The following is a 12,918-nucleotide window of genomic DNA, read 5'->3' as shown; positions in this document are numbered from 1 at the left end:
CCCTAAAATACGAATATTTTATTTTTATTAATCAAAAATGTTCGTCCATAGGATAATTTACATTATTTTTATTAAGAAGTCAAAGGATTTCTTAACATTTTTTGAAAAAGTAGATTTTATATCTGAAAAACAACGTTAAAAACGAATTTAAAACGTTTTTTCAATTGTATTGTTCGTTTATGGGAAAGGTTGAAAAATTGAGATAATTACACAAGGTTGTATGTATTCTTTTTATTTTTTGGTAGGGCGAGGGTACTATGAAAGGGTTAATGCTAACAATACGAGCAAAAGATGTTATCAATTAGTTGAACAATATATGAAATGATAAGGTTTATTTCTATATAAAAAGATGAATCTGGCATGATCCACCTTTTTATGTGAGGTTTCAAGTATAATAAGTAGGGTGATAGTAACGTATACAAAAGATAAAAAAGAAAATAATACAGAATAAAATGAGGTTAATATATGAGTAAAAAAAGTTTTTCTGATTATAAATTAAGTAAGGAAATTGTAAGGGCACTTACTGGGTTAGGATATGATCATCCAACAGAAGTACAAGGTGAGGTTATTCCAGTCGCATTACAAAAGAAGGATCTTGTTGTGAAGTCCCAGACTGGAAGTGGAAAAACAGCTTCATTTGGTATTCCACTTTGTGAAATGGTGGAGTGGGAAGAGAATAAACCACAAGCATTAGTTTTAACACCAACGAGAGAGCTTGCGGTACAGGTAAAAGAAGATATTACGAATATAGGTCGATTCAAAAGGATTAAGGCTGCGGCAGTTTATGGGAAATCTCCATTTGCACGTCAAAAATTAGAATTAAAGCAAAAGACACATATTGTAGTTGGGACTCCTGGTCGTGTGTTGGATCATATTGAAAAGGGTACCCTTTCTTTAGAGTGTTTGAAGTATTTAGTTATTGATGAAGCAGATGAGATGCTAAATATGGGCTTTATCGATCAAGTAGAGGCAATTATTGATGAATTACCTACAAAAAGAATGACAATGTTATTTTCAGCAACACTTCCAGAAGATGTTGAAAAATTATCTCGTACATATATGAATTCACCAATTCATATTGAAATTAAAGCGGCCGGGATTACAACGGATAAAATTGAACATACTCTTTTTGAGGTGATAGAAGACGAGAAGCTTTCACTACTTAAAGATGTAACAACGATTGAGAATCCTGATAGTTGTATTATTTTCTGTCGTACACAAGAAAATGTAGATCATGTATATAGACAGTTAAAACGAGCAAACTATCCTTGCGACAAAATACATGGTGGTATGGTACAAGAAGATCGTTTTGAAGTCATGGATGATTTTAGAAAAGGGAAATTCCGTTATTTAGTAGCAACAGACGTGGCTGCGAGAGGAATCGATATTGATAATATTACACATGTTATTAATTATGATATTCCACTTGAAAAAGAAAGCTATGTACATCGTACTGGAAGAACGGGACGAGCTGGAAATAGTGGAAAAGCTATTACATTTATAACACCATATGAAAATAGATTTTTAGAAGAGATTGAGGATTATATTGGTTTTGAAATTCCAAAGGCAATTGGACCTTCAAAAGAAGAAGTTATGAAAGAGAAAGCTGCATTTGAAGAAAAGATACATGCTAAACCAATTATAAAGAAAGATAAAAATGCGGACATAAACAAAGGCATTATGAAGCTGTACTTTAATGGCGGGAAGAAAAAGAAAATTAGAGCGGTAGATTTCGTCGGTACAATTGCTAAAATTAAAGGTGTTACAGCAGAAGATATAGGCATTATTACGATACAAGATAACGTTTCTTACGTTGAAATATTAAATGGAAAAGGACCACTTGTCTTGAAAGTCATGAAGACTACAACGATTAAAGGGAAACAATTAAAAGTTCATGAGGCAATTAAGTAAATAAAAAACTATCCACTTTAATAGGTGGATAGTTTTTTATTTATGATTTTTTCAAATCATCAACTAGTTGCTCTGCTAAACGTCTATACATATTACTCATAGTCACGAAGGATGTTAGTAGTAGAAATTTTTCTAGCTTTGTATCTTCTAAGGAAGAAATCTCATTTACTTCTGTAACACGTTTATTTACGTCTTGTTTAAAGCTTTCGACATTGCTTTCAGTAAGAGTAAGATAATTTTTATATACCGCATTTAATTCAAATGAATCATCGTTTAATAAGGAGTCATTTATATTTTCTAATGAACTTTTTATATCGTTAATGGAGAGTGCGCCCTTTAATTGGTAAATCAGGCTAATTAAAATCATATGCTCTTTTGAATACTTTTTATTTTTGATAGGGATAAATAGTTTCCCTTTTGCGTAATTATTAATCATCGTTTTTGTTAATACTTTTTCATCATCAGTTCTCGTTGTATCTGCATAAGTATTCTCAAATAGTTGGACAACTTGGTCTACATATAAGTCAACATTTGGAATATCCTCAAGTTTAATATTTTTTTCTAAATGTAATGTCTCAAGTAATTCATTTATATTTTCCACGTAGAATCCCTCACTTTTATAACTTAGTGGAACTTAATGTTTAATATATCTTTAAATATGGTATTACGAAACAAATGAATTGTAAATGTTGACCTTAAAAAGAAATGTGTATATAATTACATGTAGTTATCAAAACTACATGTAATTATATGAGGGGTGTTATTATGAATACTTATGTAAGGGAACCAGTTAACGCATTTACTCACTTAGGTGGAGCGATATTATCATTTATTGCCTTATTAGCTATGCTTGTGAAAGTTTCTATTAAGATGCCATCATTTGCTGCAATTACAGCTGTTATTTTGTTTGGTATTGGAATGATGGTCCTTTATACGGCGTCAGCTGTGTATCATAGTGTTGTGGCCAATGAACGTGTTATTTACTTCTTTAGGAAGCTAGATCATTCTATGATTTTTATATTAATTGCAGGTACATATGCACCCTTTTGCTTGATTACATTAAATTCAGCAAGTGGTTTACTATTATTTTGTTTAGTCTATGCAACTGCGATTTGTGGCATTGTATTTAAAATGTTTTGGTTTAATTGTCCAAGATGGTTATCGACAGCAATTTATATTACGATGGGTTGGTTAATTGTTTTATTCTTTGCACCGTTAGCTGAGAATTTAAGTACAGGAGGCATTATTTTCTTAGTACTTGGAGGCATTTTTTATACAATTGGTGGATTTATTTATGGAACAAAGCCAAAATGGTTAGAGTTTAAATATATGGGGCATCATGAAATTTTTCATGTTTTTGTATTATTAGGTAGTCTTGCGCATTTTCTAAGTGTATATTGTTACGTAATTTAATAAAAAAACGCCACATAATAAAAATTATGTGGCGTTTTTTTATTACCTGATGAGAATCGTATATGTTATAAAATTATTATGGGATAAAATGTAAGTTTCTGTGTTCGCATGTTAAACATAGGATAAGAAATATGTGATATACTTTGAGAAGTTTATAATGAATGAAATATGGAGGACTATAATTATGGCAATACTTGTAACAGGTGGAGCAGGATATATTGGTAGTCATACATGTGTAGAATTACTAAATAGCGGTTACGAAGTTATAGTAGTGGATAACCTTTCGAATAGCTCGGTAGAATCTATAAATCGAGTGAAAGAAATAACAGGAAAACAATTTAAGTTTTATAAAGAAGATGTTTTAAATCATGAAGCAATTGACGCAATTTTTGAAGAAAATGCAATTGACGCAGTTATTCACTTTGCAGGATTTAAAGCTGTAGGGGAGTCAGTAGCGATTCCATTAACATATTATCATAACAACATTACAAGCACGTTAGTGCTATGTGAAGTAATGCAGAAACATAATGTTAAGAAGATGATCTTTAGTTCATCTGCAACTGTATATGGTATCCCGGAAACGTCACCGATTACGGAGGAGTTTCCATTAAGTGCAACAAATCCATATGGTCAAACGAAATTAATGATTGAGCAAATTATGCGTGATGTAGCATTTGCAGATGCAGAATGGAGTATTGCATTACTTCGCTATTTCAATCCATTTGGTGCACACGAAAGTGGGCGTATCGGAGAAGATCCAAATGGAATCCCAAATAACTTAATGCCATATGTAACGCAAGTAGCAATAGGTAAGTTAAAAGAATTAAGTGTATTCGGAAATGACTATCCAACGAAAGATGGAACGGGAGTCCGTGATTACATCCATGTTGTGGACTTAGCAAATGGTCACGTAAAGGCACTTGAGAAAGTACTGAGTACAACAGGAGTAGATGCTTATAACCTGGGCACAGGTATGGGCTATAGTGTACTAGAGATGGTTGAAGCGTTTGAAAAAGTTTCGGGCAAGAAAGTTCCTTATAAAATTACAGAGCGTCGCCCAGGTGATGTGGCAGTATGTTTTGCTGATGCATCGAAAGCAAAGCGTGAATTAGGCTGGGAGGCAACACGTGGATTAGAAGAAATGTGTGCAGATTCTTGGAAATGGCAATCAAATAATAAAAATGGCTATTTAGAAGTTTAATGATGAATATAAAAAAATGACCTTTGCATAAAAGCAAGAGGTCATTTTTTATATTCATTTTCTATTAAGTTTATTAGCGAACCTAGAAAAGAACGTTCGCTATTTTATAGGAATATTTGGCTGGCAACACATGTAGGAATCAATATTTTCAATGTAAGTAAAGGTATTGATTATTAAGTATGCGTTCTATTTCTCGTTTTAGAACGAAATTGTATTTAATATAGCCTAGTAGTAAGTGAATGAAGATTGAAAAGTGCTACAGAGGTATTGTTATAAATCAGGAAAATTATCGGAAAGGATATAGATGGGGGATCAACTGTCCGTAAAATCCCCCACTAATTAAAGTTTCACTTTATGATCAGCCAGCAACACAAGAGAAATTTCAGCGAGCATATGTAAATTTATTAAAAGAAATTAAAGGTTTTGAATCAAGCCTATTCCTTATACAAAATTGAGGGTTTGAAACAATCAAAAACTGCTAAGGGGTACTATCGCGTTTTAGGTCCCGTAATACAATTTTCTTATAAGAAAGAATGTATTACGGACCACCACCTATTACATAATAGGAGGAATTAATGAATTCGAACAAGTTGTTTGTGATATACTGTGTTTCCCTCTTGACTTGTATATGGTGGGAGACTTCGCCCGAAACAATTTGCAATAATATTGGAGTGAGCGGGATAAGAAATACGTATTTCATACAAATCAACAGTCTCATCTAAATTAGCATAAAAGACTGCGAGATGATTGCCTTGTAAAACATATGGGAATTCTACTTCTACATTTTCACCAATTAATACAGGTAACTTTACAGGATTAGAATAATTAGACCAATCCCACACTTCTATATTTACATAGTGAGCGTAATATGCATCTAAATTTACAATGTTTACGACTGCTGAAATAGTTGCAGGCTCTCTTGTTAACACACCTGTAGAGTGAAAAACAGAATGATTTGGATAATGAAGAGGCATAAATATCAAACCTTTCTTAAAATGATATGATTTTACAATATCTTATGCTAGAAGGTAGTAGAATGAGATAGAGGAATGTATTATTTTATTAATTTTTTATAGAAATTGAAAGCGTATTATTGAAAAGTATTCCAACACTTGTATCATTGCTAGAGTCCGTTTATAATCAAGGAATCCTAGTTCATGTTTTGATAGGATTATTTATTATTGAAAGCGTTTTAAGTTCGCTCCTTTTTAAGGTAGGAGGTCTGACTTATTTGGATGAAAAATTATGTATGTAGTTTTAAATGAGAAGAAAAATAATATAAGTATCACTTTATAGTGTGGGGAGGTTAAAAGTGTGAAAGGTAAAGATTTTCACACGAATATATATGGGTTATGTAGGATTATTACTTTCAGGGGCAGCTTTATTTTTAAATAGTCTTGTTATATTAGGGAAAGCAGAGATGAAAAGTGCGGGTGTTTTTAATTTATTTGTGGGTGCACTACAAATTATCATTCCGTTTTATTTGATCATGATTTCTGACCAAAGCAATTGGACAGTGTATTCATATGCGGCTACGTTCTTATTTGGATTAACTTATTTATATGTAGGTGTTACTTTTATAAAAGGAATGGATAGTAGTGGTCTAGGATGGTTTTGTATTTGGGTAGCAATTATTGCTTTATTCTATATGGTTGTTTCATTTGTTCAATTCCATGATGTTGTTAATGCATTAACGTGGTTTATGTGGGCATTACTTTGGTATTTATTCTTTGTGCTAAATACACAAAAGAAGAATATCAATCAATATCTTGGAAGGATTGCCTTCGTACAATCATGGGTAACATTGACTTTACCTTCACTATTTTATTTTATGGGAGTATGGGGAGAGGGATTCGTATATGAACTATGGGTTTATGTATCAGTAATTTCTATTTTGTACTTCTGTTATTGTATTTATAAATATCGAGTACGTTAATATATGATCTGCATAAAAGCATGGAATCGTTAAACTGATTTCATGCTTTTTTATATATTAGCGTTTTATAATAAAAAAGGTGGTATCTCATAAATCATGAAAATGGGGATGATGAAATTGAAGAAAGTGTTGGTGCTAGGAGGAACAAGGTTTTTTGGTAAACATTTAGTAGAGTACCTTTTGCAAGCTGGACACGATGTAACAATTGCCACGAGGGGAGTTACTGAAGATTCTTTTGGTAGCGCAGTAAAAAGAATAATTGTTGATAGAGAAGATGGAAAGCTACTAGAAAAGCGTCTAGAAGGAAAAAGTTATGATATTGTATACGATAATTTATGCTATAGCTCAAATGCAGCGAAAATGGTATGTGAAGTTTTGAAAGGAAAAACGAAGAAGTATATTATGACATCTTCAATGGCTGTCTATGAACCTGCATTAAGCTTGTTAGAAGAGGACTTTAATCCATACGAATATGCAATTACATATGGAGATAGGAATGATTTTAATTATAGTGAAGGAAAGCGATTAGCCGAATCGGTTTTATTTCAATATGCAACATTCCCAGTCGTTGCAGTGCGTTTTCCAGTTGTTATTGGAGAAAATGACTATACGAAAAGGTTACAATTTTACGTTGAATGTGTTGTGAACCAAAACCCTATCGTTGTGGATTATATAGATGGAGCTTTGTCATTTATACATGAAAAAGAGGCAGGAGAGTTTCTAGCTTGGTGCGGAATGGAAAATGTGAAAGGACCAATTAACGCCTGTAGTAACGGAGTAGTTTCTACGGAAGAAATTATTCATTTCATAGAAGAGAAGACGGGAATAAAAGCACTTATCCAGGAAGTTGGGGAAAATATAGCTCCTTATAATGAAGTAACTAACTGTACGCTACATAATGGAAAGGCTCGTGAATCCGGATTTTTATTCCGAGAGCTGAAACTAGAAATAAAAAATGTTTTAAAACATTATATAAATAAAATGAAGTAATCATAAATCCCCCGGTGGCAATCCGGGGGATTCTGGAGGATTTCGACAATACTGATTTTACATTACCAAATTTACCTTATACGTACGACTAATGTTTTTGCGATTGAATTGCTTGTAAATACTTCTCGTTTACTTGGTCCCAGTCTACTGTATGCCACCAATTGGTAACAAACTCTGGGCGCCGATTTTGATACTTTAAATAATAAGCATGTTCCCATACATCAATTACGAGTAAGGGGATTTTCCCTTCTTGCAAAGGCGTATCTTGATTTGGTGTACTCATAACAGAGAGTTCCTCACCGTCAAGAACAAGCCATCCATAGCCACTTCCAAAACGACTAATAGCTGCTTTGGAAAGTTGATCTTTTAAGTTGTCAAAGGTATTGAAATAATAATCAATTACTTTTGCAACGTCTCCATTAGGCTCACCGCCACCTCGTGGGCTCATCACTTCCCAAAAAAGACTATGACAATAGTGACCACCACCGTTATTTCGTACAGCCGTAACAATTTCCTTCGGTAAAGCATCTAAATTACATAGCAATTCTTCTAAAGATTTATTATGTAATTCAGTATAATTTTCTAAAGTAGCATTTAAATTATTTACGTATGTCGCATGGTGCTTTCCATGATGAATGGAAAGTGTATTGCTATCGATATGTGGCTCTAGTTCATCATAGTCATATGAAAGCTTTGGCAATTGGAATGAAGACATAAGATTACCTCCTTTCTATTTAAAAGTTGGTCTAGGTAAAAATACTTTACCTGAGTCAAAAATACACTCATTTTCCATGTAAGTCAATAGTAAGCTTGTTAATTTTCTGAAAAATATTACAATAAAAGTAACACTCTCACTTTCATTTGTGACTCCTATCCTTTTTGCTTATACTGTAAAGTAGTAGCGTTTTGTTGAAATAGAAGGAGATCGTTTATGAGTAAAACGAAACAATTAATAGAGGAAGCAAGTAATTTTATTACGATTTGTTATAAGGAGCTTCATAAAGAGAAATTGATAGAAGAACGTATAAAAGAAGTTCAAATTGAGATAGAGAAGACAGGGACATATGAGCATACATTTGAAGAACTTGTTCATGGTTCACGAATGGCATGGCGTAACAGTAATAGATGTATTGGAAGACTATTTTGGAGTAAGATGCACATATTAGATGCGCGCGAAGTAAATGATGAAGAGGGTGTATATAATGCATTAATTCATCATATTAAATATGCAACGAACGACGGAAAAGTTAAACCAACCATTACGATTTTTAAGCAATATCAAGGTGAGGAAAATAATATACGAATTTATAATCACCAATTGATTCGATATGCAGGATATAAAACAGAAATGGGAGTGATCGGTGACTCTGATTCCGCTGCATTTACGGACTTTTGTCAGGAGCTTGGCTGGCAAGGAGAAGGTACGAATTTCGATGTATTGCCACTTGTGTTTTCTATAAACGGGCAGGCGCCTATATATAAAGAAATTCCGAGAGAAGAAGTAAAAGAAGTGCGAATTGAACACCCAGAATACCCTATTTCATCACTTGGAGCAAAATGGTATGGGGTTCCAATGATTTCAGATATGCGCTTAGAAATTGGCGGTATTTCTTATACAGCCGCTCCGTTCAATGGATGGTATATGGGAACAGAGATTGGGGCGCGCAACTTAGCGGATTATGATCGTTATAATTTACTTCCGGCTGTTGCGGAGATGATGGATTTAGATACATCGAGAAACGGTACGTTATGGAAAGATAAGGCGCTAATTGAGTTGAATATTGCCGTACTACACTCTTTTAAAAAACAAGGAGTTAGTATTGTTGACCATCATACTGCTGCACAACAATTTCAGCAATTTGAGAAGCAAGAAGCTGCTTGCGGTCGTGTTGTAACAGGTAATTGGGTGTGGCTTATTCCACCGCTATCTCCAGCTACCACTCATATTTATCATAAACCGTATCCGAATGAAATTTTGAAGCCAAATTTCTTTCATAAATAATATTTAGTGCAGTTTTTTTCTGCAAAATATAATTTTTTTAAATTACTGTTATGTAGCAAATGGAAGCCTTTACTCTCGGTTATTTTTGGAAGAGGATTTTTGAACCAAGGAGTTCCTTATGTTATAATCAAATTTCTGTTTCGAAGACCTTATAGAAATATAAGGTCTTTTGTTTTGCTTTTTTATGTAAGAGGAAGAGATTTTTTTCTTTTAAATAAGGGATTTGGCATATTTTTAGGGACAACATAAGTATGTGGAAAGCCGATAAATTATTATGCATATATAATTATTATGTTTTGGGTTTAAACAATAAAACATAATAAAGTTGTTTTTTTAGATTGCTGAGGAAGGAGGAAGTGTAAATGAGGATGAAGAGTCGAAAAACTGATTGGCCTGTATTTATTATTAGTGGTGGTTCACTTTTATTATTTGTAATTGCAGTTTTTTTGAATAAGGATTATGTAGAGAGTGCGATTAATACCAGTTTTGCTTTTTCAATTAAATATTTCGGTGCCTTCTGGCAAGTTTTATTGTTAGGTACATTTATTGTTGCGATGTGTATGGCGTTCTCGAAATATGGGAGGGTCAAACTAGGTAATTTAGAAAAACCTGAGATTAGTACGGCAAAATGGCTTGCTATTATTATGTCTACATTACTTGCCGGAGGTGGCGTTTTTTGGGCAGCAGCAGAGCCAATGTACCATTTGATGACGGTGCCACCAATACATGACGGTATATCTGCTGGAACGAAAGAAGCAGTCATGCCTGCTTTAGCACAAAGTTATATGCATTGGGGATTTTTAGCATGGACGATTTTAGGTACAATTAGTGCGGTAGTTATGATGTATGGACATTATCATAAAGGTATGCCGCTAAAACCTCGAACGCTTTTATATCCTATTTTTGGGGAAAAATTAAGAAAGAGCCTGCTTGGAACGATAATTGATGCAGCTGCAATTATTGCGGTAGCTGCAGGTACAATTGGCCCAATTGGATTTTTAGGTTTACAAGCAAGTTATGGATTACAAGAATTATTTGGAATTTCTGATGTGTTTACTACTCAATTAGCAATTATTGTTTGTGTAGTGGCCGTGTCTACCATATCGGCAGTAACAGGTATTGATAAAGGGATTCAAATTATAAGTAATTTAAATGTTAGATTAGCAATTTTATTAATGGCATTCATATTACTATTTGGGCCAGGTGGATTTATTATTGATTCGTTTGTTTCTTCGTTTGGATTTTATGTAAGTGAGTTTATACCGATGAGCACATACCGTGGTGATACAAGTTGGTTAGGATCTTGGACAATCTTTTTCTGGGGATGGTTTATTGGATACGGACCAATGATGGCAATTTTAGTGAGTCGAATTTCAAGAGGGAGAACGATTCGAGAAATCATCGTTGCAATTGGAATTATCGCACCTATTATTACAACGTTTTGGTTTACTATATTAGGGGGATCAGGTGTGTTTTATGAGTTAATGAATCCTGGGTCTATCTCGGACGCATTAAGCGAATCTGGTATGCCGGCAGCTATGATTGCAATTACAGGGCAATTGCCACTTTCTAATATTATTGGACCAGCATTTCTTTTATTAACAATTTTGTTTGTAGTGACAACAGGAGATTCAATGGCGTATTCCATTTCGATGGCAGTGACTGGAGACGGAGATCCTAGAATTAGTTTGCGAATTTTTTGGTCGCTTATTATGGGCGCAGTTGCAGCAATTCTTTTATATATGGGTGAAGGAAGCATTAATGCGCTACAATCGTTTATCGTGGTGACGGCAGTTCCGGTATCAATTTTGTTATTCCCAATGCTATGGTTAGCGCCTAAAGTTGCGGGAGAATTAGCACTAAAACAAGGTATTGTAAAAGAAGAAGATAAAACTGCATTCTTATTTCAGAAGGCTAGTAAATCAAAATAAATAAAAACGTAAAAGAGGAAGCATCTTAAATGAGTTGCTTCCTCTTTTATGTTTAATCTAATACTTTTCCCTTTGTTTCTGGTACACATAGTAGCATTGTAATTAACCCGATTGGGTAGATGATAAAAATCAAGGACAATGCTCCAAGTAGGTTGCCACCTGTAGCGAGTAAGCCGATAATAACAGGCCCAAATCCAGCTAACCCACGTCCTGTACCGAAAATAAAGTTTTCTGCGGTAGATCGAGCTTCAGCAGGATAGTTTTCAGCTAAAATTGCCCCAAATCCTCCCATCATGCCATTTGCAAAGAATCCAAGCAATGCACTTCCCCATAATAATAATGTTGAATCTGTGAATAAGAAGAAGTAAATGAGACAGTATACTGTACCGCCAATATAATAAATTGCAAAGGTTTTACGACGACCAATTTTATCAGCCAGAATACCAAAGGTTGCAATTCCAATTAGCATACCGATGGTAGAAATGAACATCCAGCCACTTGCTTTTGCTAATGTATAGTTATATTTATTTGCTAAAATAGTTGGCATCCATGTGAAGATTCCATAATATCCGAAGTTCTGGATAAACGACATAATAATAAGACCGATTGTTGTGATTGTTACTTTTTTACTGGCAAATAACTTTCGAAGTGGGAATTTTTTTATATGTTTTAGTTGTTCTGCTTCAGTAGGTGTTAATTTACCTGCAGCTTCTTTTTGCAATAGTTCCTTTTTGTAGTGTTGTTTTTGCTCCCATATTTTCGGTTCACTTAAACTTTTACGGACATAGACAGCTAGTAAAGCTGGAATTAATCCAAATAAGAAAACGGCTCTCCATCCAAAGTGCGGGACAATAAATGCTGGAAGGAGTGAAGCAATTAGTACACCAAATTGCCATCCAAGTGCAACAACCGATGTCGCTTTAGCGCGCATTTCTTTAGACCATGTTTCTGTTACAATGGCCATTCCGATTCCGAATTCACCACCAACTCCCATTCCAACTAAAAAGCGAAGAATTAATAATTGCCAGTAGTCTGTTGCGAAATAAATGAGTGCGGTTGCTAGTGAAAACAGTAAGATTGTGAAGGCCATTGTACGAATACGTCCAAATAAATCAGCAATAAATCCAAATAAATAAGAACCAATTAACATCCCTATTGTGGTAGCTAATGTTAAGTTTCCACCTTCAACAGGACTTAAGTGAAACTCTTTTAAAATATAGACAAGTACGAAAGATAATAGCAACATATCTAAACCTTCTGCTGCATATCCTAGCGCAGAACCAAATAATGTTTTATACCTTTTCGCTTTCGTCTCCTCTGTTGTTTGTTGTACATCAGTAATGACGTTCATTATTACTCCTCCTTATTTTCTACAGTCGCTATGGAAGAATAACAAAAGGCCTTCTCACCTGATATGATGAGAAGGCCAAAAAAGCATACGTATCCCCAAAAAAGAACATACGTATATTGTATTCCGACTTCCTTCTCAACCTCACGGGGGTGTGTTAAAGGACTGTATTATATTACTTTATTT

At 34.1% G+C, this 12,918-nt stretch carries 11 protein-coding genes; 7 read left to right on the top strand and 4 right to left on the bottom strand.

Annotated elements, in window-relative coordinates; translation table 11 throughout:
• Positions 1-465 precede the first annotated feature (465 nt).
• Complete coding sequence (locus AC241_RS27090) at positions 466-1,911, top strand: DEAD/DEAH box helicase (RefSeq protein ID WP_016079555.1); 1,446 nt, start codon at positions 466-468, stop codon at positions 1,909-1,911.
• 40 nt (positions 1,912-1,951) lie between these two features.
• Here the strand turns inward: AC241_RS27090 and AC241_RS27085 are convergent, their stop codons facing one another.
• On the bottom strand, positions 1,952-2,512 hold the full coding sequence (locus AC241_RS27085; RefSeq protein WP_029443708.1) for a DUF1836 domain-containing protein: 561 nt from the start codon (positions 2,510-2,512) through the stop codon (positions 1,952-1,954).
• A 164-nt stretch (positions 2,513-2,676) separates the two neighbouring features.
• On the opposite strand from AC241_RS27085, the gene trhA reads away from it, so the two are divergent.
• Complete coding sequence (gene trhA, locus AC241_RS27080; protein WP_001099728.1) at positions 2,677-3,324, top strand: PAQR family membrane homeostasis protein TrhA; 648 nt, start codon at positions 2,677-2,679, stop codon at positions 3,322-3,324.
• A gap of 184 nt (positions 3,325-3,508) precedes the next feature.
• Positions 3,509-4,525, top strand: a complete 1,017-nt coding sequence (gene galE / locus AC241_RS27075; RefSeq protein ID WP_016084366.1) for a UDP-glucose 4-epimerase GalE — start codon at positions 3,509-3,511, stop codon at positions 4,523-4,525.
• Between the two features lie 572 nt (positions 4,526-5,097).
• Here galE and AC241_RS27070 read toward each other — a convergent pair.
• A complete protein-coding gene (locus AC241_RS27070) occupies positions 5,098-5,499 on the bottom strand; it encodes a hypothetical protein (RefSeq protein ID WP_016079559.1) in 402 nt (133 codons plus the stop codon).
• A 371-nt stretch (positions 5,500-5,870) separates the two neighbouring features.
• Here AC241_RS27070 and AC241_RS27065 point away from each other — a divergent pair, with 371 nt between their 5' ends.
• Both AC241_RS27065 and AC241_RS27060 read left to right on the top strand, forming a co-directional pair.
• Entirely contained in the window at positions 5,871-6,461 is a 591-nt protein-coding gene (locus AC241_RS27065; RefSeq protein WP_000542569.1) for an AmiS/UreI family transporter, read from the top strand.
• 96 nt (positions 6,462-6,557) lie between these two features.
• Positions 6,558-7,451, top strand: a complete 894-nt coding sequence (locus AC241_RS27060) for an NAD-dependent epimerase/dehydratase family protein (RefSeq protein ID WP_050844785.1) — start codon at positions 6,558-6,560, stop codon at positions 7,449-7,451.
• A gap of 88 nt (positions 7,452-7,539) precedes the next feature.
• Here the strand turns inward: AC241_RS27060 and sodA are convergent, their stop codons facing one another.
• Entirely contained in the window at positions 7,540-8,166 is a 627-nt protein-coding gene (sodA, locus tag AC241_RS27055) for a superoxide dismutase [Mn] (RefSeq protein ID WP_050844783.1), read from the bottom strand.
• A gap of 216 nt (positions 8,167-8,382) precedes the next feature.
• Between sodA and AC241_RS27050 the strand changes: the two genes are divergently transcribed.
• Both AC241_RS27050 and AC241_RS27045 read left to right on the top strand, forming a co-directional pair.
• Positions 8,383-9,453 carry a nitric oxide synthase oxygenase gene (locus AC241_RS27050; RefSeq protein ID WP_050844781.1) on the top strand — a complete coding sequence of 357 codons (1,071 nt, stop codon included), beginning with the start codon at positions 8,383-8,385 and terminating at the stop codon, positions 9,451-9,453.
• A gap of 362 nt (positions 9,454-9,815) precedes the next feature.
• Complete coding sequence (locus AC241_RS27045) at positions 9,816-11,384, top strand: BCCT family transporter (RefSeq protein ID WP_043937454.1); 1,569 nt, start codon at positions 9,816-9,818, stop codon at positions 11,382-11,384.
• Between the two features lie 52 nt (positions 11,385-11,436).
• Here AC241_RS27045 and AC241_RS27040 read toward each other — a convergent pair whose 3' ends face one another.
• Positions 11,437-12,735 carry an MFS transporter gene (locus tag AC241_RS27040; RefSeq protein ID WP_050844779.1) on the bottom strand — a complete coding sequence of 433 codons (1,299 nt, stop codon included), beginning with the start codon at positions 12,733-12,735 and terminating at the stop codon, positions 11,437-11,439.
• Between the last annotated feature and the right edge of the window lie 183 nt (positions 12,736-12,918).

The sequence above is a fragment of the Bacillus thuringiensis genome (assembly GCF_001182785.1).
In the GTDB taxonomy this organism is placed as follows: Bacteria; Bacillota; Bacilli; order Bacillales; family Bacillaceae_G; genus Bacillus_A; species Bacillus_A thuringiensis_S.
The sequence above is the reverse complement of the archived record's forward strand: the minus strand, read 5'-3'. Positions and strand labels throughout refer to the sequence as shown.